Source organism: Pseudomonas sp. 1121_17, assembly GCF_052850745.1.
Genome location: NZ_VXCX01000002.1, coordinates 375,688 through 402,313, shown reverse-complemented (window position 1 = coordinate 402,313; position 26,626 = coordinate 375,688). Strand labels below are relative to the sequence as shown.

At 61.8% G+C, this 26,626-nt stretch carries 26 protein-coding genes and 3 pseudogenes; 21 read left to right on the top strand and 8 right to left on the bottom strand.

Features of this window, described 5'->3' with window-relative positions; all coding sequences use genetic code 11:
* The first annotated feature begins 3 nt into the window (after positions 1–3).
* From FW789_RS06730 to asnB, 3 genes are read left to right on the top strand one after another with little or no spacing between them, the layout of a single operon-like run.
* Positions 4–984 (top strand): AMP-binding protein, encoded by a 981-nt coding sequence (locus FW789_RS06730; RefSeq protein ID WP_446431192.1) that lies wholly within the window; start codon positions 4–6, stop codon positions 982–984.
* The gene (locus FW789_RS06725) at positions 971–2,353 is read left to right on the top strand and encodes an amidase family protein (RefSeq protein WP_446431191.1); all 1,383 of its coding nucleotides are present in this window, start codon (positions 971–973) and stop codon (positions 2,351–2,353) included. Before FW789_RS06730 ends, FW789_RS06725 begins: the two co-directional genes overlap by 14 nt.
* Positions 2,354–2,365: 12 nt before the next feature.
* On the top strand, positions 2,366–4,201 hold the full coding sequence (gene asnB / locus FW789_RS06720) for an asparagine synthase (glutamine-hydrolyzing) (protein ID WP_446431190.1): 1,836 nt from the start codon (positions 2,366–2,368) through the stop codon (positions 4,199–4,201).
* On the opposite strand, the gene FW789_RS06715 is transcribed toward asnB, so the two are convergent.
* A complete protein-coding gene (locus FW789_RS06715; RefSeq protein WP_103437336.1) occupies positions 4,190–5,161 on the bottom strand; it encodes a LysR substrate-binding domain-containing protein in 972 nt (323 codons plus the stop codon). The two genes, asnB and FW789_RS06715, sit on opposite strands and share 12 nt — an antisense overlap.
* A 267-nt stretch (positions 5,162–5,428) precedes the next feature.
* On the opposite strand from FW789_RS06715, the pseudogene FW789_RS06710 reads away from it, so the two are divergent.
* Positions 5,429–6,025, top strand: a pseudogene (locus tag FW789_RS06710) (SDR family NAD(P)-dependent oxidoreductase); the annotation flags it as partial.
* A gap of 63 nt (positions 6,026–6,088) precedes the next feature.
* Positions 6,089–7,141, top strand: coding sequence for an SMP-30/gluconolactonase/LRE family protein (locus FW789_RS06705; RefSeq protein ID WP_446431241.1), 1,053 nt, complete (start codon positions 6,089–6,091; stop codon positions 7,139–7,141).
* Here the strand turns inward: FW789_RS06705 and FW789_RS06700 are convergent.
* Both FW789_RS06700 and FW789_RS06695 read right to left on the bottom strand, forming a co-directional pair.
* The gene (locus FW789_RS06700; RefSeq protein WP_446431189.1) at positions 7,131–8,081 is read right to left on the bottom strand and encodes a site-specific integrase; all 951 of its coding nucleotides are present in this window, start codon (positions 8,079–8,081) and stop codon (positions 7,131–7,133) included. The genes FW789_RS06705 and FW789_RS06700 overlap by 11 nt on opposite strands.
* A gap of 91 nt (positions 8,082–8,172) precedes the next feature.
* Positions 8,173–10,497: a putative bifunctional diguanylate cyclase/phosphodiesterase gene (locus tag FW789_RS06695; RefSeq protein WP_446431188.1), complete on the bottom strand. Its 2,325-nt coding sequence runs from the start codon at positions 10,495–10,497 to the stop codon at positions 8,173–8,175.
* Positions 10,498–10,790: 293 nt separating this feature from the next.
* On the opposite strand from FW789_RS06695, the gene FW789_RS06690 reads away from it, so the two are divergent.
* Both FW789_RS06690 and FW789_RS06685 read left to right on the top strand, forming a co-directional pair.
* Positions 10,791–11,777, top strand: a complete 987-nt coding sequence (locus FW789_RS06690) for a DNA-binding protein (RefSeq protein WP_103437332.1) — start codon at positions 10,791–10,793, stop codon at positions 11,775–11,777.
* Positions 11,778–11,836: 59 nt separating this feature from the next.
* Positions 11,837–12,013, top strand: coding sequence for a DUF6021 family protein (locus FW789_RS06685; RefSeq protein ID WP_181003798.1), 177 nt, complete (start codon positions 11,837–11,839; stop codon positions 12,011–12,013).
* 79 nt (positions 12,014–12,092) lie between these two features.
* On the opposite strand, the gene FW789_RS06680 is transcribed toward FW789_RS06685, so the two are convergent.
* Positions 12,093–12,344, bottom strand: a complete 252-nt coding sequence (locus FW789_RS06680; protein WP_101319470.1) for a hypothetical protein — start codon at positions 12,342–12,344, stop codon at positions 12,093–12,095.
* 25 nt (positions 12,345–12,369) lie between these two features.
* Positions 12,370–12,870: a DUF4142 domain-containing protein gene (locus FW789_RS06675; protein WP_101319468.1), complete on the bottom strand. Its 501-nt coding sequence runs from the start codon at positions 12,868–12,870 to the stop codon at positions 12,370–12,372.
* Between the two features lie 178 nt (positions 12,871–13,048).
* Here FW789_RS06675 and FW789_RS06670 point away from each other — a divergent pair, with 178 nt between their 5' ends.
* Genes FW789_RS06670 through FW789_RS06660 form a run of 3 tightly spaced genes read left to right on the top strand, consistent with a single transcriptional unit; the run spans position 13,049 to position 15,673 of the window.
* Positions 13,049–13,291, top strand: coding sequence for a hypothetical protein (locus tag FW789_RS06670; RefSeq protein ID WP_101319466.1), 243 nt, complete (start codon positions 13,049–13,051; stop codon positions 13,289–13,291).
* A complete protein-coding gene (gene xth / locus FW789_RS06665; RefSeq protein ID WP_103437330.1) occupies positions 13,288–14,082 on the top strand; it encodes an exodeoxyribonuclease III in 795 nt (264 codons plus the stop codon). Before FW789_RS06670 ends, xth begins: the two co-directional genes overlap by 4 nt.
* Before the next feature lie 37 nt (positions 14,083–14,119).
* On the top strand, positions 14,120–15,673 hold the full coding sequence (locus FW789_RS06660; RefSeq protein WP_411563117.1) for a sensor domain-containing diguanylate cyclase: 1,554 nt from the start codon (positions 14,120–14,122) through the stop codon (positions 15,671–15,673).
* 7 nt (positions 15,674–15,680) lie between these two features.
* Here FW789_RS06660 and FW789_RS06655 read toward each other — a convergent pair.
* A pseudogene (locus FW789_RS06655) lies at positions 15,681–16,010 on the bottom strand (MgtC/SapB family protein); the annotation flags it as partial.
* Positions 16,011–16,105: 95 nt separating this feature from the next.
* Between FW789_RS06655 and FW789_RS06650 the strand changes: the two are divergent.
* Positions 16,106–16,579 (top strand): sterol desaturase family protein, encoded by a 474-nt coding sequence (locus FW789_RS06650; protein WP_411563118.1) that lies wholly within the window; start codon positions 16,106–16,108, stop codon positions 16,577–16,579.
* Between the two features lie 5 nt (positions 16,580–16,584).
* Here the strand turns inward: FW789_RS06650 and FW789_RS06645 are convergent, their stop codons facing one another.
* Positions 16,585–17,490, bottom strand: coding sequence for a bile acid:sodium symporter family protein (locus tag FW789_RS06645; protein WP_103438776.1), 906 nt, complete (start codon positions 17,488–17,490; stop codon positions 16,585–16,587).
* 192 nt (positions 17,491–17,682) lie between these two features.
* On the opposite strand from FW789_RS06645, the gene FW789_RS06640 reads away from it, so the two are divergent.
* From FW789_RS06640 to FW789_RS06605, 8 genes and pseudogenes are all read left to right on the top strand, one after another.
* On the top strand, positions 17,683–18,561 hold the full coding sequence (locus FW789_RS06640; protein WP_446431187.1) for a Dyp-type peroxidase: 879 nt from the start codon (positions 17,683–17,685) through the stop codon (positions 18,559–18,561).
* Between the two features lie 100 nt (positions 18,562–18,661).
* Positions 18,662–19,570, top strand: a complete 909-nt coding sequence (locus tag FW789_RS06635; protein ID WP_446431186.1) for an aldo/keto reductase — start codon at positions 18,662–18,664, stop codon at positions 19,568–19,570.
* A gap of 4 nt (positions 19,571–19,574) precedes the next feature.
* Positions 19,575–20,870 carry an NTP/NDP exchange transporter gene (locus tag FW789_RS06630; RefSeq protein WP_186698081.1) on the top strand — a complete coding sequence of 432 codons (1,296 nt, stop codon included), beginning with the start codon at positions 19,575–19,577 and terminating at the stop codon, positions 20,868–20,870.
* A gap of 176 nt (positions 20,871–21,046) precedes the next feature.
* Positions 21,047–21,166, top strand: a pseudogene (locus tag FW789_RS06625) (KGG domain-containing protein); the annotation flags it as partial.
* A 55-nt stretch (positions 21,167–21,221) separates the two neighbouring features.
* Positions 21,222–21,425 (top strand): hypothetical protein, encoded by a 204-nt coding sequence (locus FW789_RS06620; RefSeq protein WP_101319445.1) that lies wholly within the window; start codon positions 21,222–21,224, stop codon positions 21,423–21,425.
* 18 nt (positions 21,426–21,443) lie between these two features.
* Positions 21,444–22,784, top strand: a complete 1,341-nt coding sequence (locus FW789_RS06615) for an iron-containing redox enzyme family protein (RefSeq protein ID WP_446431185.1) — start codon at positions 21,444–21,446, stop codon at positions 22,782–22,784.
* Positions 22,784–23,737, top strand: coding sequence for a methyltransferase (locus FW789_RS06610; RefSeq protein ID WP_186698518.1), 954 nt, complete (start codon positions 22,784–22,786; stop codon positions 23,735–23,737). The genes FW789_RS06615 and FW789_RS06610 overlap by 1 nt, the downstream gene beginning before the upstream one ends.
* Positions 23,738–23,741: 4 nt before the next feature.
* Positions 23,742–24,893 carry a carboxylate-amine ligase gene (locus FW789_RS06605; RefSeq protein WP_446431184.1) on the top strand — a complete coding sequence of 384 codons (1,152 nt, stop codon included), beginning with the start codon at positions 23,742–23,744 and terminating at the stop codon, positions 24,891–24,893.
* 11 nt (positions 24,894–24,904) lie between these two features.
* On the opposite strand, the gene FW789_RS06600 is transcribed toward FW789_RS06605, so the two are convergent.
* A complete protein-coding gene (locus FW789_RS06600; RefSeq protein WP_411563121.1) occupies positions 24,905–25,408 on the bottom strand; it encodes a CinA family protein in 504 nt (167 codons plus the stop codon).
* Positions 25,409–25,567: 159 nt separating this feature from the next.
* Here FW789_RS06600 and FW789_RS06595 point away from each other — a divergent pair, with 159 nt between their 5' ends.
* Both FW789_RS06595 and ku read left to right on the top strand, forming a co-directional pair.
* On the top strand, positions 25,568–25,696 hold the full coding sequence (locus FW789_RS06595) for a PSPA7_2676 family Cys-rich small protein (RefSeq protein ID WP_277989744.1): 129 nt from the start codon (positions 25,568–25,570) through the stop codon (positions 25,694–25,696).
* An 18-nt stretch (positions 25,697–25,714) separates the two neighbouring features.
* Positions 25,715–26,587, top strand: a complete 873-nt coding sequence (gene ku, locus FW789_RS06590; protein ID WP_446431183.1) for a non-homologous end joining protein Ku — start codon at positions 25,715–25,717, stop codon at positions 26,585–26,587.
* Positions 26,588–26,626: the final 39 nt, after the last annotated feature.

The following is a 26,626-nucleotide window of genomic DNA, read 5'->3' as shown; positions in this document are numbered from 1 at the left end:
CAGATGTTCCATACCTCCGGCTCCAGCGGCGCGCCGCGCCAGTGGCTGCGCAGCTGCGCGCAGATGGAGCAGGAGGCGCGGCTGATCTATCAGCGCTGGGCGCCGGAGGTCAGCGAGATCATCAGCTTTGCCCCGGTCAGCCACAGCTACGGGCAGATCCTCGGCGAAACCGGTGCGCGCGTAAATGGGGCGGCGCTACAGCTGTGCTCGTTCGAACAACAGCAACTGCCAATGCTGGCTGGAAACGGCCAGTGCGTGATCCTGGCCATCGCCAGTACCTGGAAGCTGCTGCCAGCACTGCTCAAGCGCCTGGCTGGCCAGCGCCCGCTGTTGGTCATGCACAGCGCATCAATGTTGCCACCCGGCGCACTGGCTGTGGTCCAGCAGTTTGCCGGTGCGCAGGTGCGTTTCATCGAGGTGCTCGGCTCGACCGAAACCGGCGCGATTGCCGTCCGCGAACTGGATGCCAGTAGCACGCCGGAGCAGCCGTGGACTTTGCTTGACGACGTTCAGCTACTGACGCCCGCAGGCCAGCCCGCGCCCCTGGAAATTGCCAGCCCACGCATTGCCCGTGAGCAGGGCCAGGCCTGCGCAGCGCCAAGCCACCGTTGTGACGACCTGGTGCAGGTGCTCGACCCGCGCCGGGTGCAGTGGCTGGGCCGGGTCAGCAGCCTGATCAAGGTCAATGGCGTTCGCCTCGACCTGGCCCGGCTAGGCGCCGAACTGGGCATGCTGCTGGGCTGCGCAAGCCTGGCCTGTGTGCCGCTACGCGACGGTTTGCGTGGCGAGGCCTACACCATAGTGCTGGGCGATTCGTCAGTCAGCAGCGGGGCTGTACTGGCTGCGTTTTCTCACCTCACGCCCGGCACGCCGCGGCCGCTGCATATCCATCACGTTGATCACTTACCGCTGTCTGCCACAGGCAAGCCACAAGCCTGGGCGGCGGCATCAACTGTCAAGGAATACACCGATGTCATACGTTAAAACCGAAAATGCTATCGACGCCTACCTGGCCAACTGCGGTCCCGCAGCAGTTGGCCAACAGGTGCCGAATTACCTGGCCCTGACCCTGCGTGAGCGCTATGCGCAACTGCAGGCCAACCCAGCACTGGCGGCCGATTGGGCAGGGCAGTATGAGCAATGGGCGGTGCATGCCGACGGCCACTACCGTTGCCTGATCAGCACCCGCCCGGCCGAGGCGCCATGGTTCCGCCTGGGCGTCAAGGACACCGTTGACGTTGCGGGTTTGCCGACCCGACTGGGCCTGCGTAGCTACCGCCACTACCCAGCGCGCAGCGCCGAAGCATTGACCTGGCTGGACCCACGGGTGGCCTTGACCTGCAAGGTGACCACCACAGAACTGAACATCGCCTTTGGTGGCGGTTGTCGCAACCCGCTTTACCCGAGCATCGACCCTTCGGGTTCGAGCACCGGTTCGGCGGTGTCGGTGGCGGCGGGGCTGTGTGATATCTCGCTGGGCACCGATGTGCTCGGCTCGGTCCGCTGGCCTGCGTCGCACTGCGGCATGGTCGGCTTGCGCATGACGCACAAGGCCGGGAATCTGGCCGGCGTATTCCCCCTGTCTCCGCGCATGGACGCCCTTGGCTGGGTCGCGCGCAGCGCCGATGACCTCGACCTGCTGCTACCGATGCTTGGCATCGATGGTCTGCTCGGCGAGCAGCTGCCGCTCAAGCAGCAGTACCGGGTCGGTTTCCTCAGCCATATGCAGGAACCGGGCCTGACCAGCGCGCAGATGCTCGCCATGCTTGCTCAGGCGCGCAGCGCCGTGGTGCAGCTTGAAATGGCCGACAGTGATGTCGACATGCCTGAACTGTGGGCGTGCCGCGGCGACGCCTGGCAACTCTGCGCCCGTGATGCGTGGCTAGCCTCTGCGGCGTGGCAGCAGGTGTTCGACTGCGAACTGCACTGGTCGACGCAGAGCGCACTGGCCGTCGGTGCCGGTGTCAGCGAGGAAGAGTACAACGCCATCCAGCAACGTATGGACAGCGTTCGAGCGGGTATCGACAGCTGGTTCGACAACGCCCAGGTGGACTTCGTGGTATTCCCGATGGACCCCAATCGGCCGTTCGACCGGCGTGATCCGCAGCCCGGCGACTCGACCATCCCATCACCTGCCGACGGCGACTACTCACAGAAAATCAGCTTCACCCCGCTGGCCAGCTTCAGCGGCCTTCCGGCCATCACCGTGCCGATCTGCCTGAGCCCGGATGGCAAGGCGGCGCTGTCGGTGCAGATCATGGGCCGACGCGACAGCGAGCGGCAGTTGCTGGACATTGCCAAGCGCCTGCAAGCGCTGGTCGGGCGGGTGCCGGCCGCTGAGGCTGGTCAATAAGGAGCGGCAACCATGTGTGGAATTACAGGCTGGGTCGACTTCAGTCGCGACCTGGAGCAACACGCGCCGCTGCTGGCGGCAATGACCGCCACCCTGGCCCTGCGCGGCCCGGACGCCAGCGGAAGCTGGCGCCACCGGCATGCCTTGCTCGGCCACCGGCGGTTGGCGATCATCGACCTTGCTGGCGGCGTACAACCGATGATTTACCGCTTCGGCAATGGCCAGCAAGTGGCGCTGGTGTATACCGGCGAGGTCTACAACCACAACGAATTGCGCGAGCGGCTGCGTCTGGCCGGGCATCAGTTCCAGACCCGCAGCGACACCGAAGTGGTGCTGCATGCGTACCTGGAATGGGGTGAGCATTGCAGCGAGCAGCTGTCGGGGATGTTCGCCTTTGCCGTGTTCGACGAGCGGGACGGGCACTTCCTGCTGGTACGCGATCGCCTCGGGGTCAAGCCGCTGTACTACGCCGAACATGGCCAGGGCCTGCTGTTCGGCTCGGAGATCAAGGCGATTCTGGCCCATCCGGATTTCAGCAAACGGCTCGACGTGGTGGGGCTGGTCGATGCCCTGAGCTTGTCGCGGGGCAGCTCGCGCACGGCGCTGCGCGGCATTCGTGAGCTGCCACCGGGGCATCGGCTATCGTGGCGGCCGAACGGCCAGGTCAAGCTCAAGCGCTATTGGCAGTTACAACGACGTGAGCATCAAGACGACCTGCAAAGCACCATTGAGCGCACCCGCGAACTGTTGGGTAAAGCGCTGGGCGAGCAGCTGTATGCCGACGTACCGGTATGCTCGTTGCTGTCCGGCGGGCTTGACTCGACCATTCTCACAGCGATGGCCCAGCGCAAGTTGCAAGCCGAACAGGGCGGTACGGTCAATTCGTTCTCGGTGGATTTTGTCGGCCAGGCCGAGCAGTTCCAGGCCGATGCCTTCCGCCCGGAGCGCGACGAGCCGTATGCCCTGGCCGCCGCCGCGCATATCGGCAGCCAGCACCAGACCATCCTGATCGACAACCGCGAGCTGGTTGCCGATCAAGCCAGGCAGGCGGTGTACCTGGCCAATGATTCAGCGGCGACCTTTGGCGATGTCGATACCTCGCTGTATCTGCTGTTCAAAGCCATCCGTGGCCACTCGACGGTGGCGATCTCAGGCGAGGCCGCGGACGAGGTGTTTGGCGGTTATGCCTGGTGTCGCGATCCGCAGGCCATCGCTGCGGCGCGGATGCCTTGGTTGTCACGGATGCAACTGCTGCAGGCAGAACTGATAAACCCGGACTTCAACCGCCACTGCGATTTTGCCGGCTATCAGGACAGCGCCTATCACCAGGCACTGGATCAAGTGCAGCATCTGCCGGGCGACGACGCTGTCGAGCGGCGCATGCGCGAGATCAGCCACCTGCACCTGCACCACTGGCTGCCGATCCTGCTCGACCGCAAGGACCGCTTGAGCATGGCCGCCAGCCTCGAGGTGCGTGTGCCGTATACCGATCATGAGCTGGTCGAGTACGTGCACAACGTGCCGTGGTCGATAAAAGGTAGAGGAGGCGAGGAAAAGTGGCTGCTCAAACAGGCGACGGCTGATCTACTGCCACCCGCCGTGCTGGCGCGCAAGAAAAGCCCTTATCCGACCTCGGCAAACCTGGCCTACGAGCGCTTTCTGCGCGAGCGTACCCGGCAGCTGCTGGCGACGGCCGACAGCCCGGCGTTCGCGGTCATCGATCGAGCTCAGCTGAACACGCAACTGGATCACGCCGAGGGCTATTTCAACTCGCAGCTGCGCCGTAACAACCTGGAAACAGCACTGGCGCTGGATACCTGGCTGCGGCACAACCAGCTATCGGTGTAGGTCGCGTTTGAGGATGCTTTCCTGGGCCGCGAGGTCGAGGAGGGTGTCGCTGAAGCGCTTGGGTGCGCCGAGGTCGAGCATCGAAATGAAACTGCCCAGCGCCGGCGAGGCGTTCTGGTTGTTCCAGTTCATGTACAGGCCCATGCTGGCGTTGGGCTGATCGCCAATGGGCTTGATCGGGCGGAACAGGACCCGATCACGCAGCGTCGAGTTGGCGATCGATTCAGGCACCAGGGCCACACCGAAGCCACAGGCCACCAAGCCGATCAAGGTGTGGATCTGCGACGCTTCCTGTACCACCTTGGGATAGAAGCCTGCCGACTCGCACAGCGCCATCAGCTGGCTGTAGTAGCCATTACCCAATGCCTGCGGGGTGAATACGAAGTCTTCTTCGGCGAATTCGCGCAGGTCGACGTTGGCGTGGCGAGCCTTTTCGTGATGGGCCGGCAAGGCCATCACGATCTGTTCATTGAGAATCAGGCGTGATTCGATGATATCTGGCGGCAGTGGCAGCTTGCGCATGAAGGCGATGTCGGCTTCGCCGGCCAACAAGGCGGCGGCCTGGGACGCCGACGGCATTTCACGGATGGTCAGGCGCACGTTCGGGTAGCTTTCGCGAAAGCGCCGCAGCGAGTTCAGCAGCGACTCGTAGTAGGCAATCGAAATGGCCGTGATGGTCAGCTTGCCGCACACGCCCTCGGAGACATTGCGGGCGTACTCGATGCCTTGCTCGAGTTCCTTGAGGGTGCGATAAGCGGTTTCCAGAAATGCCATGCCAGCGGCGGTCAGCTTGACCCCACGCTTGTTGCGCAGAAACAGGCTGAAGCCGAGTTTGTCCTCGAGGCGGTTGATCGCTTGGCTCAAAGGCGGCTGCGCCATGTGCAGACGAATAGCTGCCTTGTGAAAGTGCAACTCCTCAGCCACGGCGATGAACTGCCTGAGCAAACGGGTCTCGATCATTCTACTTTCCTTCATCGAGGCGAACGGGTGCAGGGGCGTGGGCTCGCAGGCCCTCTGCAAGCGCGCCATCATAATGTGTGCTTGGGCGGCGCAGAAGCCTGGACGCCAGTACTGGCGCTATCTATATGAGTAACCCGGCCGGGCGGAGCCATCCGCTTGCAGGGTCCCGGTGATATCTATTAGATATCAAGGTTGCATGCTTTTAGTATTAAGTCATTGATTTTTTTATTGTTATCGTTTGTGGATGAGAATCGGGGGGATTCGTCGATGCCATTCACAAATAAAGTCGCGATTATTACCGGTGCAGGCCAGGGGCTTGGCCTGGATTATGCCAAGGCACTGCTGGCTCAGGGCGCACGGGTAGTGATCAGTGACCTGGGCACCGATCGCGCCGGCGAAGGCGAAGATCAGGCACTGGTAACTGAAGCGTTGCAGGCTCTCAAGGCCCAGGGTGGCGAGGCGGTTGCGCACATTGGCCGCCTGGACGATGAGGCCGGCTGCCAGCAGTTGATCGACCTTGCCATCGAGCAGTTCGGCCAACTCGACATCCTGATTCACAACGCCGGCTGGGTCGGCTATCAGGACATCGAAGAGCAAGAGGAGGCATTTCTCGAGCGTGCGCTGGGCATCAGCGTGCATGCGCCGGTGTGGCTGGCCAAGCACGCCTGGAAGCACCTCAAGCGCTCGGCGGCGCCGCGGGTGGTCCTGACCACCTCTGATCGCGCTATGTACCAGCGCTATGCCCAGCCTGGGCTAGTGGCTTATGCCGCAGGCAAGATGGCCCAGGTCGGGATCATGAATGCGCTGAGCATGGAAGGCCTGGCCCACGGCATCCTGGTCAATGCGATTTCGCCTGTGGCCAAGACCCGCATGTGGGGAGTGAGCCAGCCCAGTGAGGACCTCAAACCTGGATGGGTGACCCCAGGCCTGCTCTACCTGGCCAGTGAACTGTGCCGCGACACCGGCTACATCCTGCGCGCCAGCAACGGCCAGTTCACCGCTACACGCTTCTGCGAGAACAGCGGCGTCAGCTATCCTCGCGATCTGGCCCGGGTAGAAGCCGCCAGCCTCAGCGAAGTCGCCGAGCGCTGGAGTCGCATCAAGGAATGCCATTACGCGCCAGTCAAAGTCGCCCGTACCCGTGCCGACCTTGGTGAAAGCCCGGTCTGGGATGCGCACAGCGGCTTACTCTATTTCGTCGATATTTCCGGCGGCCGCATCAACCGGCTGACGCCGCAGGGCGATGTCGAACGGGTTTACGAATCCGCTGCGAAAATTGGCGCTCTGGCCTTGACCGACCAAGGCAATCTGATCTTCACCGAGGATGCCAGTGCTGCGCTGCTGGACCTTGGCGAAGGCAAGGTGCGTCAGTATTCGGCGCCCGTGCATCACCGCTCCAGCTACCGCTTCAACGACGGCGCCTGTGATCCCCAAGGCTATTTTGTAACCGGTTTGATGGACGAAGGCCCGAGCGGCAAGACCGGCGCACTGTACCGCTTCGATCACGAAATGCATGCCGAAGTGATCCATCGCGAGATGTCCTTGCCCAACGGTTTGGCGTGGTCGCAAGACGGCCAGACGCTATTCTTCGTCGATTCGGTGGGGCGTTCGATCTACCGTGCTGATTATCTCGCCGGTGGCGTGCTGGGCGAGATCAGCCTGTTTGCCGAAACCCCGGCCGAGCTGGGTCGCCCGGATGGCATTGCGCTAGATAAGGAAGGCGGCATCTGGGTGTGCCAGTTCAACGGCAGCTGCCTGCTGCGTTATGACCGCCACGGTCACCTCAGCGACCAGGTGGTAATGCCGGTGCCGCGGCCGACCAGCTGCTGCTTTGGCGGCCCGGAGCTGGACACGCTGTACATCACCACCGCCCGCTTTGGCATGACCCCGGCGCAGCTGCTCGACTATCCGGATGCAGGTGACCTGTACATGATCCGCCCGGAAGTGGCGGGGATTGCCCGCCATCCGTTCAAGGAATGAGCAAGCGCTCCTGAGCAATGGGCAGGACTGCCAGATCGCCAAAGCGCTGCGCTGCATCGATGTAGCGCAGCGCGGATTTGGCGTCCTTCCAGCCGATATAACTCATCAACGACTTCAACTCCCAGCCATTGGCTGTGGCCCAGGTGGCGAAACCGCGTCGCAATGAGTGGCCGCTATACAGTGAGGCGGGCACCCCGGTGCGTTCGAGCATGCCACGCAGCACGGCAATCAGGCTGTTGCTGTTCAGTGGCGCCTGGCCCAGGTTGCCCCAGCGATCGAGCTTGCGAAACACCGGGCCATGGGCAATGCCCGCCACTTCCAGCCATTGCAGGTACGCCGTCACCGGGCACAACGCTTTCAGCGCCGGGGTGCGGTGCTGTACGCCAAGTGCCTCGCGGTCGCCTTTGCTGCGCGGCAGGTACAGGGTAAGGCCGACACCGGCCTGGGCCTGAATATGCTCGACGCGCAGGCGTGCCAGCTCATCGCCGCGCAAGCCACGCCAAAAACCGAGCAGTAGCAAGGCCGCATCCCGGCGCGCACGTAACAAGCCGGGCATGTCATTTCGTTCACGCGCCAGCTGCGCTTCTTGTTCAAGGCGTGCGACGGCGGTCTGCAGATGTTGCAGCAACAGCGGCGCGGCCTGTTTGGCCGGCGCCGGGTGCAAGGTGCGTATGCCGCGCAGGACCTGCCGCACCAAGGGTGCCTTGGTCGGATCGGGAAAGCCCTGACTGATATGCCATTGGCTCAGGGCCGCCAGGCGTAGGCGCAGCGTACTGACCGCGTGCTGTTCAGCGTGCTCGACCAGGTAGCGGGCGATACTGTCGGCGGTGGCCGGCAGAAAACCGCCCCAGCGCACCTCGAAATGCTCGACGGCGGCCTGGTAACTGCGCCGGGTATTGTCACGCGTGGCGGCGCGGACGTAGCGCTCGATGTCGGTCATGGGGGCAGGATTGTGGTGAACAGAAGCCCACACAATAAACCAGCCGCAGGCTGCTGACCAACGTGGGGGCTGGTCAAGCGTCAGTACAGCCTCAGTGCTCCAGGCAGAGCTGCTCTTCGATGGCCTTGAAGGGCGCATACTCGTGAAGTTGCGTAGGCGATAACGGCCGACTGAAGTGGTAGCCCTGGGCGATGTCGCAGCCGGCGAGCTTCAGGCAGACCACCTGTTCGCGGGTTTCGACGCCCTCGGCAACTACCTCCAGGCCCAGGCGTTTGGCCAGGATGATGGTCGAGGACACGATCGGGCTGTCATCGTAGCTGTTGCATAGCGGCGCGATCAGTGCCCGGTCAATCTTCAACTTGCTCAGGGGCAGCGCGTGCAGATGGGCGAAGCCGGCGTAACCACTGCCGAAGTCGTCCAGGCTGATGCCGATACCCGCGGCGCGCAGGCGCTGCAGGTGATCGACCGCAGTGCCTTCCGGATCGAGCACGGTGGTCTCGGTAATCTCCAGTTCCAGGCGCTGCGCAGCGATGCCGAGCTGGTCCAGCTCATTCAACAATCGTTCGCTGAAATCGGCCTGGCGCAGCTGCAGCGCCGAGACGTTGACGGCGATCCGTGTGTGCGGATCGCGTGCGGTCCAGCTGGCCAGTTCCTCACAGGCCATGCGCAGCACCTCCCAACCCAGCGCGACGATGAAGCCGCTGCGCTCGGCGAGGCCGATGAAGCGGTCAGGGTAGAGCAGGCCGAACTCCGGGTGATCCCAGCGCACCAGGGCCTCGTAACCCACCACCTGCAGGTTGTCGAGCCGGATCTGCGGCTGGAAATGCAAAACGAACTGACGCTCGGCCAGGGCACTGCCAAACGCCTGCTCAAGGTTGAACGCGTGAAGGTCGCTGACGTTCAGCGACGGGTCGAAAAAGCGATACTGAGCGCGCCCGGCCTGCTTGGCCGAGTACATGGCGGCGTCGGCGTTACGGATCAGTGCGTCGATGTCCTGGCCGTCGCGCGGGCAGATGCTGACGCCGACGCTGGGGCTGGTATTGACCTCCTGGCCATCCAGCGCGTAGGTGGCCGAAAGCTTTTCGACCAGAGCGCGCACCCAGTTGTCCAGCTGGTCTTCACTGCGCTCGCCAGCGAGCAGCACAACGAACTCGTCACCGCCGAAGCGCGAAGCCTCGTCGCCGTCTTCCAGCATGCGCTGAATGCGCCCGGCGACGGCCTGCAACAGCAGGTCGCCGATGCGGTGGCCGAGCGAGTCGTTGATTGACTTGAAGCGGTCCATGTCAATGAACAGGATCGCCATCAAGCGGCGCTTGCCGCGCTGGCGGGTCAGCGTCTTGCTGGCTACTTCGACGAACTGGCGACGGTTATGCAGGCCGCTGAGGTGATCGGTTGCCGCTGCGTGGCTGCTGCGCCGATGGGCCTCTTCGAGGCGCTCGATCAGTTCTTGGTTGACCTGCTGCGCCTGCTCCAGGGCGCTGAACGCCTCCTGGCGCTTGCTCAGTAAACGCAGGCTCCAGGCCAGGCTGGCGAGGATCATGATGGTCATGCACAGGTTCAGCCAGAACTGGCGGGCGAAGTTGGCTGTGCTCGGTTTGAGGATTTCTTCGTGGCGTTGACTGACGACAACGCTGAAACCACGATCTGCGGCTCGCCGATACAAGCTCTGATAGGTGCCATCCGCGGCGAATTGAGTGAGGCTGCCGGCGTCTGCGCCAGTGTCTGGCGGCACCGGTAGCAGCGCCTCGCCGGTCACCACCACGCCGCTGCCATCGATACGCAGGCGCTCCTGGCCGTCATCCTGCAGCAAGCGCATGAAGCCACTGGCGCCCAGATCGATGTGCTGGAACAGCAGCGCGAGGTAGCCGATGTCCAGATGCACCAACAGTACGCTGTCGATCTGGCGCCCAGGCAGGTTGGACAGGGGCACTAGAAACGGCACGGGTCGCTCCGACGTGTCGCTGGCATTGGGCAGCGCTTGTGCCAGGAAGGGTTTGAAGCCGTAGCGCGCCACATGGATTTTCAGTTGGTCGAGCCACTCACTGGGCAGGCGTTGCGGTTCGTCAGCATCACTGGAAAAGACCCGTGCGCCGTTGCTGTCGTAAAGGCTCATGCGTTTGAGCAGCGGGTCTGCGGCCAGGATCTTCACCAGGCTGAGGCGATCCTGAGCCGGCTTCGTCACGTCTTGCAGAGTGCTGCGACCCACAGCCTGAGCACGATCAACCAACTGGCGCAGGCTCTGTGCGACAACGCTGGCCAGGTTCAGATGTTCGGCGGCCTTGGCCGCAAGCGCCTCTTGGTGCGCAGCATTCTTCTGGGTTGCATGCAGCCCCCAGAGAAAGGTGAGAGTGACTGCGCACAGCATCAGTAGAAGCAGCGGCAGGAGCTTTGCAGAGGAGGGGGTTAGGCGGATCACTGCTGTTCGTTTCCCGGCCTTGAGTAGTCCCCTGAAAATACGACAGTTGAATGACAACCTTATGACTAGTGGCGATTTGCTACTCACGGCTGTACACCCTGCAAGACTGCGATTTCGACTGTTTGTACAGCTCGGCTGTGTCCACTCACTGAGCAGCGCAGATTAAATGCCATCACATGCGATAAGCCGTGATTATTGAACGTTAGCAACGGCTTGTTAAAGCCCGTCGGCGGGCACATAATCAATATGTAATTACATAGTACGTACCACATTACGAAATCGTAGGAGCAGACATGGCCCGGGGCGGAATCAACAAGGCAGTAGTGCAGCAGGCGCGGCAGGCCTTGATTGCCCGTGGCGAGCGCCCGAGCATTGATGCGGTACGTATCGAAATGGGTAATACCGGCTCCAAGACCACCATTCACCGTTACTTGAAGGAACTTGAGAGCCAGCATCCTGCGGCGACCCAATTGGCTGCCGGTAACCTGAGTGAGCCTTTGGCGCGGCTCGTCGAACAACTGGCGGATCAGTTGCGAGAGGAGAGCGATGCGCGCATCGAAGCAGCTGAAAGCGAGTTCACCGAGCAGCGTGATCAGCTCCAGGCTCAGCTGAGCATCGCCCAGCAGGCACTCGCTGCGGCGCAGCAGCAAATCCAGATTCAGACCAATGCCCTGCAGGCCGAGTCGGAAAAGCTCGCGTCCACCCAGAGCACGTTGCAAACCGAACAGTTGCGCAGCGCCAGCCTCAATCAGGCGCTTGGCGAGCAGCAGCTGCGCCTGGCCGATAAGGATGAGCAGATCACTTCGCTTGAGGACAAGCATCGCCACGCTCGCGACGCACTTGAACACTACCGCACCGCCAGCCGCGAGCAGCGTGAGCAGGAGCAGCGCCGGCACGAGGGGCAGGTACAGCAGTTGCAGGTAGAGCTGCGCCAGTTGCAGCAGAGCTTGATCGTCAGGCAGGAGGAGGCCACTCGCCTGCATCGCGACAACGAGCGGCTGCAGGCCGAGGCTCGCCAGGCCGCCGCTGAACTCAAGGTCATCAATGATCAGTTGGAGCAGCGCGACGCCCAAGTGCAGGGTTTGCGCACGATTCTGGCACAGGCGCAGGGGGCCAGTGATGAAGTGCGTCGCCAGCTGGAAGGGCAGACGCAGCAACTGGAGCAGAAGCGCGAACTTTGCGCCGAGCAGGCCCGCCAGCTCGATTTTCTAAAGGCAGAGCTGGTCAGCCGCAGCGATGCTCTGGCCAGTTTGCAGCGCGGTGATGTGGGCGCGGATTAATAAATCAAACTTTACCGCTGTGCAGGGTTCTTCCATAGACATTCATGGGAGATCTGCGCATGTCCAACGAGAAAAGCCACGAGCACGAGCACCCGAATAGGGGCCCGCACTCTTCAGATGAGGCCACTGAAAATAACGACCTGGGTTTTGATCCGGACTCGCCAGACCTGGACGATCCGCAGGTAGACCCACAGGGCCCAGCAGTTCCGCCGCGCGATATCGAGAAGAAGCACTAAGGCAGGAATTCAAGAAGGGAAGCTCGCGCCTTGGCGGCGCGAGCTGCTCCTGCACAAGGTGCAGGAGCGAACGAGTCGATTAGGCTTCGACCCGTTTGGCGGCTTCGACGCCGGCGCTGGACAGTTTGATCGGATACTGCACGCTGATCTGATGCTCGGCATCAACCTCAACGCTACCATCATGGATCAAGCCGTCGTCCTGCAGCGTCTTGAGCATACCGGCCACGACTTTCTCGCCGCGATAGTTATCCAGCACTTCCTTGCCCAGGCCTTGCGGGTGCGCGTGCAAGAGGCGGGTTAGAACTTCATCACGAAGTGGGTCGTTACTCATAAATACTTAGCCTCGCCAATTCGGGTTACTTGTCGTATTTAGCCTGCAGCTGTTTGGCATGCTCCAGGTGCTTCTCCAGTGCCGGCAGGGTCTCGCCAGCGAAGGCTTTCAGGTCTGGCTTGTCGCCTGAAGCAGCCTCTTTCTTGAACAGCTCGACGGCTTTTTCGTGCGCTGCGACCTGGTTGTTCACATACGACTTGTCGAACGACTCGTCACGCCATTCAAGGATGACTTTCTTGACCTTGTCGGTCATCGCGGCCTCGTCAGGCACGCTGATGTCATGCTTTTTGGCGATGTCGCCGAGCTTCTGATTAGCCTTGGTATGGTCTGCGACCATCTGCTGGGCAAAGGTCTTGATGTCGGCGCTCTGGGTTTTTTCCAGAGCCAGATTGCTGGTCACGACTTCAGCGATGCCGGACTCGGCAGCTGCGTCAACGAAGTCGTCGGAGCTTGCCGCCATTGCATGCAAAGAGGCCATGCCCAGGGCGACGGACAGTCCGATTCGTTTCAGGAACAGATTGTTCATTTCTCACACCTTTGCGTTGGCGCGACGTCAATGTCGCCTAAGGTTGAGCATTGGCATGCAGCAAAGGTTTAATTTTTTTGTTGTCGTTGTGCCGCTGGCGCACTAGCTGGCGCACTAATGGGAACGATGCGCGGCGAGCAGGGTTCAGACATTCAAAGGTTCAGGCAGGAGTAAACGCATGAGCATTGAACGCAGCATTCCCGAACTGGCGGCCTGGTACGCGCAATATGATGACGTCAGCTACCGGCGCGAGTCGCCCGACGCCTATCACCACGAGTTGATCCGCACGGCTGAAGCCTTGCGCGATGACGGCGGGCTGGACTGGGACGACTGGTTGGCGCTGAAACAACTGGCCGACGAGGCCCATGTCAACGCCCTGCAGGAAGCCGTGCAGGCCCACGTCAACGACCCTGACACATGAAAGCGCTGAAGATCGCCACCTTCAATATCAACGGCATCCGCAGCCGTTTGCCGGCATTGCTCGCCTGGCTTGAGCGGGAGCAGCCGGACATTGCCTGCTTGCAGGAGCTGAAGGCGCCAGATCAGACGTTTCCGTTGCAGGCCATCGAAGCAGCAGGCTACAGCTGCCTGTTTCAGGGGCAGCCGTCGTGGAACGGCGTGGCGATTCTGGCCCGCGGCGCCGAGCCGCTGGAGGTGCGCCGCGGCTTGCCAGGCATGGAACATGATCCGCAGAGCCGATACCTCGAGGCCGCTGTCCACGGCGTGCTGGTGGCGTGCCTGTATCTGCCCAATGGCAATCCGCAGCCGGGGCCGAAGTTCGATTACAAACTGGAGTGGTTCGAGCGCCTGATCGAACATGCCCAAGGGCTGCTCGACAGCGGCCACCCAACTGTGCTCGCCGGCGACTTCAACGTGGTACCCACCGACAAGGACATCTATGACCCGCGCTCATGGCGCAAGGATGCCTTGCTCCAGCCCGAATCCCGGGCCTGCTACCAACGCCTGCTGGATCAGGGCTGGACGGATGCGTTGCGGCATCTGTACCCGGATGAGCAGGTGTTTACCTTCTGGGATTACTTTCGCAAGCATTGGGAACGCAATGCCGGGCTGCGCATCGACCACCTGTTGCTCAATGCCGAGCTGGTGCCGTATCTGAAAAACGCGGGCGTCGATGCCTGGGTCCGTAATGAGCCCAAGGCCAGTGACCACGCGCCGACCTGGATCGAACTGGGTACGCGCAAACATCGCTGATCTATAGTCAAAGGCCAAGCGAGCGTAAGGGATTTGCATGCCTTTTACCTATAAGCCTGATGAGCACGGCCTTTTCGCTGCCAGCAGTGAAGGCCGCGCCGTGGCGATGTTTCGCCTGGTGTTGGCGTTCATGGCCGTGGTCATGCTGGTATTCGTCGCGACCGAGGCCTGGCGGATCTGGCGTGACTATCGCGCAGCCTTCATCTTTGCTGAAAACTCGGTGGTCAACCTCGCCAGAGCCAGTGCTCAGCACGCCGAGGACTCGATACGGCAGGTGGATGCGATTACCGCCGCATTGGCTGAACGCCTCGAGGGCGATGGCTTCACCAACCTCGATCGGCCGCGGCTGCACGCGCTCTTGCGTCAACAAGTACAAATAATGCCGCAGTTGCATGGCCTGTTCGTGTACGGCGCGGATGGCACCTGGCTGGCAACCGATCATACGGTCACAGCGCCGAAGGCCAACAATGCCGACCGCGACTACTTCATCTATCACCGTGAGCATACGGGCCGGCAGATCAGGATCGGCTCGGTGGTCAAGAGCCGCTCTACCGAAGAATTGATCATCCCCATTTCGCGCCGTCTGAATTATCCCGATGGCAGCTTTGCCGGGGTGCTGTTGGGCACGATCAAGGTCGACTGGTTCGTGCGTTACTACGGCGACTTCAAGATCGACCAGAGCGGCGCGCTGGTGCTGGCCAAGCGCGACGGTACGATTCTGGTGCGCAGGCCGTTTGTCGAGCAGGTGCTGGGCAGCAGCCTGGCAGACAGCGAAGTGTTTCGCAACTACCTGCCGTATGCCAACGAGGGCATGGTCGAGACTGTAGCGGTGGTTGACGGCACACCCAGGCTGTATGCCTACCGTGGGCTGACCAGTTACCCGTTGGTGGTGCAGGCCGGCCTGTCGCGCGATGCGATCCTGGCGGCATGGCGCCAGGATGTGATCAAGTCGATCGGCGTCTTGTTGGTGTTGCTGCTCGGGCTTTCGCTGTTCGGTTGGGTGGTGCTGCGTCAGCTACGTGAGCGCATTGTCATCGAACGCGCCTTGCACCAGGCGCACCAGACGCTCAAGGACCTGGCGCTGACCGACAGCCTGACCGGGCTCGGCAACCGGCGCCGGCTCGACGCCGTATTGGATGTCGAGATCGCCAGGGCGCGGCGGCAAGGCTATCCGGTGGCGCTGGTGATGATGGATCTGGATTTTTTCAAGGCCTATAACGACCGATATGGCCACCTGGCAGGCGACCAATGTTTGCGGCGGGTCGGGGAAGTGCTGGGGCAGGCGCTGAAGCGGCCCGCGGACCTTGCGGTGCGCTATGGCGGGGAAGAGTTCACCCTGTTGCTGCCTGACACCGATGGCCATGGGGCCGGCCTGATCGTGCAGGAGACATTGCAGCAGTTGCGCCGGTTGGCTATCGAGCACGCCGGCAGCCCGTTTGGCGTAGTGTCGGCCAGCGCCGGTATCGCGGTGGCTCATCCGGCGCAGCAACCAATCAGTTCGCAAGCGCTTGTAGCTGAAGCCGACGCCGCGCTTTACGAAGCCAAGCGCCAGGGCCGGGACCGCTATTGCATGGCCCAGGCGCAGGGCTGATCAGCGTTCAGTCAGCTGCCGACTCGCGAACTTGCCAGCGCACCGCGCTCACGCCTTTTTCCAGACTCACCCGGCTGACCAGACGCTCCAGCTGGGCAGCGGCCTGAGCGTTGCCCAGTAACTGCGCGCGTACTTCCAGGCGTACCGAGTCGGGCAGGTCTTCACTGTGCAGCGACTGCAGGCGCAGCCCTGGGTCGCTCAGGCTGTGCAGCATCAGGCTGCCCAGCGTCGCCTCGAGCAACAGACCAACGCTGCACAGCACGCCGATTGCCGCCGTGCACCATAGCGTTGCTGCGGTATACACCTGGGCGAGGGTCAACGGCAGTAACATGACAATGGCTTCATAACGACGTTTCTCTGCGTCTGGCAGGCTGAAGCCTACAGCGGGCAGTGGTAACCTTGCTGCTTTGCCCACTCACTGCGGATTCTCCCATGCTGTTCAATCTGGCCGTCCTGCTCGGCACCCTGGTGACCATGGAGGGCGTCGGCACGCTCGCGCACAAGTACATCATGCATGGCTGGGGCTGGTGGTTGCACCGCTCGCACCATCAGCCGCAGTTGGGCGTGCTGGAGACCAATGATGTCTACCTGGTGGCTTTGGCGCTGATTGCCGCAGCGCTGGTGGCGCTGGGCAAGGCCGGGCATGCGCCGTTGCAGTGGGTTGGCGCGGGTGTGGCAGGTTACGGCCTGCTGTATGTAGTGGCCCATGATGGGCTGTTTCACCGGCACTGGCCGCGCCGGCTGCGGCCGGTCAACCGCTACCTGAAGCGGCTGCACCGCGCGCATCGGTTGCATCACGCAGTCAAGGGACGCGAGGGTTGCGTGTCGTTTGGCTTCTTCTATGCGCCGCCCCTGCGCGTGCTCAGGCGTCAATTGTGTGAGCGCAGCAAAACTGCGCTCAAATAACCGTTTCAGTCGCCGACCGTTTCGCGGCGTCCTTCGCTAACCCCTTCAGCCTGGTGACCACGGCTGACCCACCAGCCAAAGCCTGCGGCGGTAAAGAACATGATCAGGCTGTAGATTGCCGCCGGCACCGCCATGGTGGGGTTGTTAAGTAGTGACGGGCTCAGCGCCAAGGCAATCGCCAGGGTGCCGTTGTGGATGCCGATTTCCATGCCGATCGCGATCGCCTGGCGCTTGGGGATGTTCAGCAAGCGCGGCAGGTAGTAGCCGACCCCCAGGCTCAGCAGGTTGAACAGCAACGCCGCCGCGCCCACTACGGGCGCGTACTCGAGCACCGTCTGCCAATCCTTGGTCAGCGCGAGAACGATGGTGAAGGCCAGGAACAAGGCCGCCACCAATTTCATCGGCTTCTCCATGCGCCCGGCAAAGGTTGGCGCCCAGCGCCGGATCATCATCCCCAGCGCCACCGGCAGCAGAACGATGGCAAACACCTGCATGACCTTGGCAAATTGCAGTGGAATGACCTGATCAGAGGCCATGAACCAGCTCAGCGACAAGTTGACCAGCAGCGGCATGGTCAGGATTGCGATGAGTGAGTTGACCGCAGTGAGGGTGATATTCAACGCGACATCACCGTGTGCCAGGTGGCTGAACAGGTTGGCGGTAGTACCGCCCGGCGAGGCTGCCAGCAGCATCAAGCCCACCGCCAGTGCCGACTCCAGGCCAAAGCCATTGGCAATCAGGAAGCACACCAATGGCAGCAGCAGGATCTGGCACGCCAAGCCTATGACCACCGGTTTGGGGTACTTGGCTACCCGAGCAAAGTCAGCGAGGGTCAGCGACAGGCCAAGGCCGAGCATGATGATCCCCAAGGCGATCGGCAGCATGGCGGTGAGCAAAGGTGAGGCGGTCATGGCGGCAGTCTCGAACAATGGATTGCGAGCAGTGTAGGTGGCTTTTGATGAGAGGTAATCGCAATACGCCATGCCTTGGTAAAGTTTTGTTAACGGATCCATGGCAATCAGCCTGCGCTGTGCGATCTGGCCGCGTTGCGGTCGAGCCATCAGCGCAGTAGGATTCGCGCTTTTGCCGAGGATTCGCCCGTCATGCCGTTCCAGCAAGGTCTGCTTGCCACCCCGGTGCCGGTTCATGCCCGTCACCTGTTTTTTACCCTGCACAGCGCGCAAGCCCTGCCTGGCGTACTCGATGCGCTGCTCGCCGAAGTCGACGGGCGCAGCCTGATTGCTGGCGTCGGCCTGCCAATGGCGACCGCGCTGGGCCGGGCAATTCCGGGTTTGCAGGCGTTTCCTGAGCTCGATGCAGTGGTACACAACCCAAGCACCCAGCACGCGCTGTGGCTGTGGCTGCGTGGCGAAGAACGTGGTGACCTGTATCTGCGCAGCCAGGCGCTGATCGCTCAGCTGGCGCCGGCGCTGCACTTGGTCGACAGCATCGACGGCTTCCTGCACCAGGGCGGTCGAGACCTTACCGGTTACGAAGATGGCACTGAAAATCCAAGTGACGACGCTGCGGTCGAGGCTGCCATCGTCGCCGACGCTGAGCCCGGCCTGGCGGGTTCGAGCTACGCAGCGTTCCAGTTGTGGAAGCATGACCTCGGCTACTTCAAGTCGCTGCCCCAGGCCGAGCAGGACGACATCATTGGCCGCCGGCTTCAAGATAACGAAGAGCTCGACGATGCGCCGGAATCGGCGCACGTCAAACGTACTGCCCAGGAAAGCTACGCGCCGGAAGCGTTCATGGTGCGTCGTTCGGTGTCGTGGGCTGACGACCGCGGCGCAGGCCTGGCGTTTGTCGCGCTTGGCCGTTCGTTCGACGCTTTCGATGTCCAGCTGCGGCGCATGAGCGGCCTGGAAGACGGCGTGGTGGATGCCCTCTATCGCTTCAGCCGGCCGTTGACTGGCGGTTATTACTGGTGCCCGCCGATGACTGAACAGGGGCTGGACCTGCGTCTGCTGCTCGGCTGACCCTGGCCAAGCGGCCAAACATCCAGATACAGAATGCCCCGACAGCTTGCGCCATCACGGCTAGCCTTGAAAGTTTCCGGTTTATGACAGGGGCTTTTCCATGTATGCGCGTCGTGATGTCCTACGCACTGGTGCAGCATTGGGCTTGCTGGCCAGCAGCCCCTGGTTGCTGGCAGCTTCCGCCGACAGCTTGCTGACCCGCAAGGTGCCTGGCACTGGCGAGGCGCTGCCGGTGATTGGCGCCGGCACCTCTGGCAGCTTCGAAGTGGAAGCAGGGAGTGCCGAGTATCAGCGGCTCCAGCAGGTTCTGCAGGCGTTCTTTGCTGGCGGCGGGCGAATCATCGACACCTCGCCCAATTACGGCGGTGCTGATGCCATTCTTGGCCAGTTACTGGAGGAGGGCGGCTGGCATCGCCAGTGCTTCCTTGCGACCAAAATTGCCGCTGACAGCAAGGCCGCTGCCGAGGCGCAGTGGGCGGGCACCTTGCGCAGCCTGCGCACCGATCGGGTTGACCTATTGCAGATCCACAACCTGCGCGACTGGCAGCGGCAGCTGCCTTATGCCCGTGAACTGAAGGCGCAGGGCAAGACCCGCTATGTCGGCATCACCCATTACCTGTCCAGCAGTCATGAACAGGTCGCGCAGATCGTGCGCAAGGAGCCGCTGGATTTCGTCCAGATCAATTACTCGGTAAATGCGCCCGAGGCCGCTCGCCAATTGTTGCCGTTGTGCCAGGACAAGGGCGTTGCGGTGCTGATCAATCGTGCCTTTGACGATGGCCGCCTGTTTGCCCGGGTCAAGGACATGGCCTTGCCAGACTGGGCGGCACAGGTAGGCGCAAGCAGTTGGGCGCAGCTGTTTCTGAAGTTCGCCATCAGCCACCCGGCCGTGACGGCGGTGATCCCCGCCACCGGCCGCCCCGATCGCCAGATCGACCAGCTCAAAGCCGGCCAAGGTCAGTTGCTGAGCGAGGCGCAACAGCGCGCGCTGATTAAACTGTTTGGCTAGGCTCATGAGCCATTGGCGTGAGCGGCTGGGCAACAGCCTGAACCTGCAACCTGGCGAAGGGCCGGCAGTGGCCGCCGGCCTGGTGATGTTCTTTCTGCTGTTTACCGGCTATTTCATGCTGCGCCCGGTGCGCGAAACCATGGGCATCGCCGGCGGCATCGACAATCTTCAGTGGCTGTTCACCGGCACCTTCATCGCCACGCTGATGTGCCTGCCGCTGTTTGGCTGGCTGGCATCGCGGGTCAAACGCAAGCGCATTCTGCCGTGGACCTACGGCTTCTTTGTCAGCAACCTGATGTTGTTTGCGGGGCTGTTTGCCGTCGACCAACAGGCGCTGTGGACAGCCCGTGCGTTCTACATCTGGTTATCTGTGTTCAATCTGCTGGCGATTTCCCTGGCCTGGAGCGTACTGGCGGACCTATTTTCCACAGAACAGGGCAAGCGCCTGTTCGGTTTGCTTGCTGCCGGAGCCAGCGCAGGTGGTTTGGCTGGGCCAGTGCTGGGAACCTTGCTGGTCGCACCCTTGGGCCACAGCGGATTGCTGTTATTGGCCAGCCTGCTGCTGCTCGGCAGCATCGCCGCGAGCGCTTACCTGCTGCACTGGCGTTCGCAGCATCCTCTGGAGCTGACTGCTGAACTGCCGCCGAACAAGCCGCTGGGTGGCAATCCATTTGCCGGGGCGACGGCAGTCTTGCGTTCGCCCTATCTGCTGGGCATTGCCCTGTTCGTGGTGCTGCTTGCCAGTGTCAGCACCTTTTTGTACTTCGAACAGGCCCGCATTGTTAGTGAAACCTTCACTGATCGGACTCAGCAGACGCAGGTGTTCGGTCTTATCGACAGCGTGGTGCAAGCGCTGGCGATCCTCACCCAGCTGTTTATCACTGGCAGGCTCGCGCGGCGGTTGGGTGTCGGCGTGCTGCTGATTGGCGTACCGCTGCTGATGGCCCTGGGCTTTGTCTGGCTGGCCCTGGCGCCGACCTTTGCCGTGTTTGTAGGGGTGATGGTGATACGCCGTGCTGGCGAGTACGCACTGGTGCGGCCCGGTCGCGAGATGCTTTTTACGGTGCTACCGGCCGAAGCCAAGTACAAGGCCAAGAGCTTTATCGACACTGTGGTCTATCGCGGTGGCGACGCCTTGAGTGGTTGGCTCAAGCGCGGCCTGGACCTCCTCGGCGAGCATCCGCAGCTGGCGATGCTGATCGGCGCAGCTCTTGCCTTGAGCTGGGCCGGGGTCGGCGGCTGGCTAGGACGTCGGCAACGCCAGCTCGAGCAACCTGCCCAAGCGTTGCGCGCTAAATAACGCCTGATCGGGCTTTTAATGCCATTGGTCCGAACTTTTCGGAAATAAAGCGAATCCGCTGTTATCGCGGCACTCCCAGCTATGTGCGGCTCATCACCGTGCATTCCAGTAGCTACGAGAGGTTACGCACCATGGACAAGAAAGACACCAACATGACCGGTAGCCAGGGTGGAACGAAAAACCCGGGCAACTTCGCTAATGATCGCGAAAAAGCTTCTGAAGCCGGCCGTAAGGGCGGACAGAAGTCAGGTGGTGGTGAGTCCAGTGATTCCGGCCGCAAGGGCGGACGTTCGTAAGTGAAATGACGCCGCGCCGGTCCCGCCGGCGCGGCGTTGCTGAAGGAGACAGATCATGCGCCCACGGTCTATAGCACCTACCGTTTGCCTGCTCGGCAGCCTGGCAGTACTGACCGGCTGTTTCGACCGCGACGACAGCCACCCAGCCAAAGATGCCGATGAAAGCAAGCCCTCACTGCAGATGCAGCAGCACCAGACACCCGCTCCACAACCCGCGCCAGGGCCAGAGCCCATGCCGCAGGACAACAAAAACCAATAAGTGCACGAGGAATGAGTCATGACGGTGATGACCCGCAAGGCCGCCCCCATGGTTCCGGCCTTGACCACGGAAGACAGCTTCGAACAGCGCTACCAGGCACTCCTGCACGGCCACAGCGTCGACAGCGCGCAATGGCTTGCCAGGCAGCTCAAGCGCGCCGAGCAACTGGCGGATGATCTGCCAGCTTCGCCTGCTCAGCTGAGCGGCTGGGCGGTGCGCCACAGTGCTCAGGTGGCTGCGGAGTTCGCGACTTACCTGACCCAGCGCCGCGAAGGCGGGCCACGCCGTTATTTTGCCAACCGCGCCCAGGCACTGTGGTACATCCAGCAAGTGGCCCCGACCAAAGCGGTCGATGGTGCCTGGCTGCATGGCTTTTTGCAGCACTGGCAGGACCCTCGCTATCACGGCCTTATCCGTACCTTTTTAGAAGAGCTGGGTGACGGTGATCCGCGTTGCAACCACGTACTGATCTATCAGCGCCTGCTCAGCCGCCTTGGCTGCCTGGAGCTGCTGCCACTTGTCGATGAGCGTTATCTGCAAGGTAATGTTCAACTGGCCCTGGGCGCGCACGGCGATGCCTTCGAGGCCGAGGCTATTGGCTACAACTTGGGCTATGAGCAACCGCCGCTGCACCTGTTGATCACCACCTATGAACTGGCAGAACTGGGCATCGACGGCCACTACTTCCAGCTGCACGTCACCATCGACAATGCTGCAACCGGCCACGCGCACAAATCGATTCAGGCACTGCTGCAATTGCTGCCGGAAAGCGACGCCGGGGCCTACTACCAACGGGTTCGTCAGGGTTATCGGCTGAACGAGCTCGGTGAATCTGCCACCGCGCTTATCGCCAGCTTCGATCTTGAACAGGAACTGATCAGCTCGCTGGAACGCAAGCGCCTGTTCGGCCAGTTCATGCATTCCGACCATTGCCGCCTGCAGGGCCGCACCATCAATCAATGGCTGGCTGAACCAGACGGCATGGCCGGCTTCCTCGATGCGCTGCAAGCGCAAAAGTGGGTTGTGCGCGGACAGGACCCGGCCGAGAGCCGCTTCTGGCGCGTCATGGAGGGCCCCACTGCACCTATGTTCGGCGTGTTCAGCGCTTATGAAAAGCAGCTGTGGTACGACTGGATCAGCGCTGATTGGCAAGGCCCAAGAATCCGCCGCGTTGCCCCCGGAAGCTGGGAGACTGGGCTGCAGCTTGACGCGCCAAGCAGTGTGCAGAAGCATTCGACCGCACCGTTGGAAACGCTCATCGCCCGTATGGCAGGTAACCGGCATGCCTTGCCGGCGGGGTTGGAAGCTACCCGAGCGTTTATTCGCGCTACCGGTCTTATCCAGGAGAACGCTCATTGATTCCAGCCAGCGAAGAACAGATTCAGGCTGACGAGGCCTTGTTGCAATTAGGCAAGCGCCTGCGTGCTGACGGCTATAGGTTTACCTGCGTCAGCCCAGCCACACATGCGCGTAACAATGCGCGACCTGAGGCCCAGCGCGCTTGCACACTGCGCGACGTTTTTGGCTGGAGCAGGCCATTTGCTGCGGGGCTTTTGTCGGCGGACCAACTGCAGCAGCTGGCCGAGGCTCAAGTATTGGACGAGCACGGCGAGTCGCTGCGCAGCAAGGTGCGCTGGTCGACTCTGGAAGATCTGCTCCTGGTGCATTCTGCCTATCCGACCGAGGCCAGCGATGCAGTATTCTTCGGCCCGGACAGTTACCGATTTGCCCAGGTCATCCACGAGCATCTGCAGCGCTGCACAACGCCCGTGGAGCATGCAGTAGATATTGGCTGCGGCAGCGGGGTTGGCGCGCTGCTGATCGCCAGGGCTGCCCAGCACGCTCAGGTCAGTGCGGTGGATATCAACCCGCTGGCGCTGCGTTACACCACAGTTAATGCCGCCCTGGCAGGGTTGACCAATGTTTCAGTGCAGCGCAGCAATATTCTCGACGGTGTCACTGGCACGTTCGACCTGATCGTCGCCAATCCCCCCTACATGCTCGACACCCAGCAGCGCCAGTATCGCCACGGCGGCGGCTCACTAGGCGCGCAGTTGTCATTACAGATCATCGAACAAGGCTGTGAGCGCCTCGGCCCGGGGGGCACGCTGCTGCTGTATACCGGAGTGGCCATGATCGACGGCCGTGACCCATTGCTTGAAGCGGCACGTGCGCTTTTGGCCGGGCCACGCTGGAGTTGGGTCTACCGCGAGCTTGATCCGGATGTGTTCGGCGAACAGTTGAGTGAACCAGGTTATGAGCAGGTCGAGCGGATTGCAGCAGTTGCGTTAAGCGTTACCCGAATCGGATGAGCGTATGTTCAAGCCTTGTACCTTCGGCATCGAAGAAGAATACCTGCTGGTAGAAACAGCCACCGGCAAGGTGCTGGCTACACCTTCGCCAGTGGTGGGTAATCTGTGCCGCGAAGTCATGGGGCAGTATTTCGCCGAAGAAATGTTCCGCTGCCAGATCGAAGTCGCCTCGCCGATATTCGATCACGTGCGCCAGGCCCAGCAGTTTTTCGGTGATAGCCGCCAGCGCCTGAACGAAGCGTTGGCCGAGGAGGGCGCTGCCCTCTATTGTGCTGGCAGTCACCCCAGCGCGCAGTGGCAACGCCAGCGTCCGAGGACCACCCCGCGATACTGGCAATTATTCGATGATTACCAGCACGTGGCGCGGCGTAGTCTGCTCTCGGGGCTGCATGTGCATGTCGGCGTGCCACCTGGCTGCGATCGCATTCAGCTGATCAACCAAGTGGTGTACTGGTTGCCGATGTTCCTGCTGCTGAGCAGTTCTTCACCGCTGTGGAGCGGGGAGAACACCGGCTACATGAGCTACCGCCGGGCGATTTGCGGCGAGTGGCCACATATGGGCCTGCCAGAGCCGCTGGCAGACTGGACTGCGTATCAACGCTATCGCGGGTTGCTGCAGCGGACCGGCTCGCTGGCTAGCGATGGCGCATTCTGGTGGGCGCTGCGGCCATCCCAGCGCTTTGCCACCGTGGAACTGCGTATCAGCGATGGTTGCCCTCGGCTGGAAGATGCGCTGTGCATTGCAGGTTTGTTTCGCCATCTGGTGGAGTGTTGCGTCATGCCTCATTACGCTCCGGCGCCGGCCAGTCGCGAAACCCACTGGATTACCCAAGAGAACTACTGGCGGGCTATGCGCCATGGTCGCCATGGGCAGTTCATCGGGCTTGAACAGCAACAGCCGGTATCCGCGTTGGGTTGGCTGGCGCAGCTACGAGGGCAGCACCCGCCTGACTCGGTCGATGCCGAACGGGCATTCATGCAGGCGCAGCGCATTTTGACTGAAGGCACCAGTGCTGATCGGCAGCTGGAATGCCTTGAACATGCGAGATTGGCCAGGCGAGATAAACGCCAGGGGCTGCGCGAGGTGGTTGAAATGGTCGTTGCAGAAGGTCAAGGTGCCTGGTCGATGAGTAACCTCAACCTTACTCAGCCCTGAGCCGATCTGGATCAAGCCCGCTCACCGCGTAACCAGCGTTGGTGGTAATGGCTCAAGCGTGTCAATCCATACAGCGCGCCCTGTTGCAGCACCTCGGTGCGAGTTCCGAAAAAGCGTTGGGTTCGGGTGAAAACCGCCAGCGGCTCGCCGGCGAAGGCCCAGGCAAAGCACAGTGTTCCCGGCGCTATACCGTCGGCACACTCTGGCCCGGCAACTCCGGTGGTGGCGATTGCAACGGTAGCGGTGCTGTCGCGCAGGGCACCCATCGCCATTTCCCAAGCTACCGCCTCACTGGTCAATCCATAGCGCTCGATGGTGATATCGCTCACCCCCAGCAGGCGTTTTTTCGCTTCAGGCGAGTACACCACATAGCCGCTCTCGAGCACCTCACCGGTGCCTGGGCTTTCGGCCAGCAACGCAACCATGCGCCCTGCGGTGCAGGACTCGGCAGTGGTCAGCAGCAGGTGTTGCTGCTTCAGATAATCGAGTACAGCCTGGACTTGAGCTTGCGACATGACGGGGCACCTTGAGTGTCTTTTGCGATTGACGCTTGGTCCTGATGATTGGTTCAGAGCGCTTGAGCCAGGCCGTGCGGCATCCCGATCAAACCTTCATCTCGCCACGCAGTCCTTTACATTAAGGGCCTGAAGTGGTTCAGGCCGTGGAGGTGGCTGATGAAGTTTTACTGCCTGCTGCGGGGCTGCCAATGGCGGACTCTGCTCAATCACCGACAAGCCGGGCTGGAATGCCAATGTTGCGAGCGCTGCGGTGCGCTGCGCTCATTCCAGCCTGGACAACCCTAGCAATTTCAGGAGCTGACCATGGCCCGGGCAATCTGGAGAGGCGCGATCAGTTTTGGCCTCGTGCACATCCCCGTTTCACTCAATACCGCCGTGCGTACCGAACGGGTCGATTTCGACTGGCTCGACAAACGCAGCATGGAGCCGGTGGGCTACAAGCGCATCAACAAGGTCACCGGCAAGGAAATCGACAAGGACAACATCGTCAAAGGCGTGGAATACCAGAAAGGCCAATATGTGGTGATCAGTGAAGACGAGATCCGCAAGGCGCGCCCTGAGGCCACCCAGACCATCGATATCTTCTCATTTGTCGAGGCCGGCGATATTCCCCTGCAGCACTTTGATACGCCGTACTACCTGAGCCCGGACAAGCGCGGTGGCAAGGTTTATGCGCTGCTGCGCGAAACCCTGGAAAGCACCGGCAAGGTGGCCTTGGCCACGGTGGTCTTGCATACCCGCCAGCACTTGGCGCTGTTGCGCCCGCTGGATGATGCACTGGTGATGATCACCCTGCGCTGGCCAGAAGAAGTGCGCGGCCTCGATACGCTGGAGCTAGACAAGAGCGTAACCGATATCAAGGTCGACAAGCGTGAACTGGACATGGCCAAGCGCCTGGTCGAAGACATGAGCGGGCCGTGGACGCCGGACGAATATCATGATGCGTTCCGGCAGACGATCATGGACCTGGTCGAAGAGAAGGCCAGCAAGGGCAAGATCGCCGTGGTGGAGAAGGCCGAGGGCGACAAGGGCGAGAAAAGCGCAGATATTATCGACCTTACCGAGTTGCTCAAACGCAGCCTCGGGGGCAAGCCCGGTGCAGCCAAGAAGAAAGCGCCCGAGCCTGCCAAGACTACACAAAAGAAACCCGCCAAGCGCACACGCAAAGCCTCCTGAGGCGTACCGACGAGGGGTTGCGCGGCTACCCCTTTGTAC

Coding starts and splice junctions, on each gene's coding strand:
- FW789_RS06730 (WP_446431192.1), top strand. CDS start 4: ATGTTCCATACCTCCGGCTCCAGCGGCGCGCCGCGCCAGTGGCTGCGC.
- FW789_RS06725 (WP_446431191.1), top strand. CDS start 971: ATGTCATACGTTAAAACCGAAAATGCTATCGACGCCTACCTGGCCAAC.
- asnB (WP_446431190.1), top strand. CDS start 2,366: ATGTGTGGAATTACAGGCTGGGTCGACTTCAGTCGCGACCTGGAGCAA.
- FW789_RS06715 (WP_103437336.1), bottom strand. CDS start 5,161: ATGATCGAGACCCGTTTGCTCAGGCAGTTCATCGCCGTGGCTGAGGAG.
- FW789_RS06700 (WP_446431189.1), bottom strand. CDS start 8,081: ATGACCGACATCGAGCGCTACGTCCGCGCCGCCACGCGTGACAATACC.
- FW789_RS06690 (WP_103437332.1), top strand. CDS start 10,791: ATGGCCCGGGGCGGAATCAACAAGGCAGTAGTGCAGCAGGCGCGGCAG.
- FW789_RS06685 (WP_181003798.1), top strand. CDS start 11,837: ATGTCCAACGAGAAAAGCCACGAGCACGAGCACCCGAATAGGGGCCCG.
- FW789_RS06680 (WP_101319470.1), bottom strand. CDS start 12,344: ATGAGTAACGACCCACTTCGTGATGAAGTTCTAACCCGCCTCTTGCAC.
- FW789_RS06675 (WP_101319468.1), bottom strand. CDS start 12,870: ATGAACAATCTGTTCCTGAAACGAATCGGACTGTCCGTCGCCCTGGGC.
- FW789_RS06670 (WP_101319466.1), top strand. CDS start 13,049: ATGAGCATTGAACGCAGCATTCCCGAACTGGCGGCCTGGTACGCGCAA.
- xth (WP_103437330.1), top strand. CDS start 13,288: ATGAAAGCGCTGAAGATCGCCACCTTCAATATCAACGGCATCCGCAGC.
- FW789_RS06660 (WP_411563117.1), top strand. CDS start 14,120: ATGCCTTTTACCTATAAGCCTGATGAGCACGGCCTTTTCGCTGCCAGC.
- FW789_RS06650 (WP_411563118.1), top strand. CDS start 16,106: ATGCTGTTCAATCTGGCCGTCCTGCTCGGCACCCTGGTGACCATGGAG.
- FW789_RS06645 (WP_103438776.1), bottom strand. CDS start 17,490: ATGACCGCCTCACCTTTGCTCACCGCCATGCTGCCGATCGCCTTGGGG.
- FW789_RS06640 (WP_446431187.1), top strand. CDS start 17,683: ATGCCGTTCCAGCAAGGTCTGCTTGCCACCCCGGTGCCGGTTCATGCC.
- FW789_RS06635 (WP_446431186.1), top strand. CDS start 18,662: ATGTATGCGCGTCGTGATGTCCTACGCACTGGTGCAGCATTGGGCTTG.
- FW789_RS06630 (WP_186698081.1), top strand. CDS start 19,575: ATGAGCCATTGGCGTGAGCGGCTGGGCAACAGCCTGAACCTGCAACCT.
- FW789_RS06620 (WP_101319445.1), top strand. CDS start 21,222: ATGCGCCCACGGTCTATAGCACCTACCGTTTGCCTGCTCGGCAGCCTG.
- FW789_RS06615 (WP_446431185.1), top strand. CDS start 21,444: ATGACGGTGATGACCCGCAAGGCCGCCCCCATGGTTCCGGCCTTGACC.
- FW789_RS06605 (WP_446431184.1), top strand. CDS start 23,742: ATGTTCAAGCCTTGTACCTTCGGCATCGAAGAAGAATACCTGCTGGTA.
- FW789_RS06600 (WP_411563121.1), bottom strand. CDS start 25,408: ATGTCGCAAGCTCAAGTCCAGGCTGTACTCGATTATCTGAAGCAGCAA.
- FW789_RS06595 (WP_277989744.1), top strand. CDS start 25,568: ATGAAGTTTTACTGCCTGCTGCGGGGCTGCCAATGGCGGACTCTGCTC.
- ku (WP_446431183.1), top strand. CDS start 25,715: ATGGCCCGGGCAATCTGGAGAGGCGCGATCAGTTTTGGCCTCGTGCAC.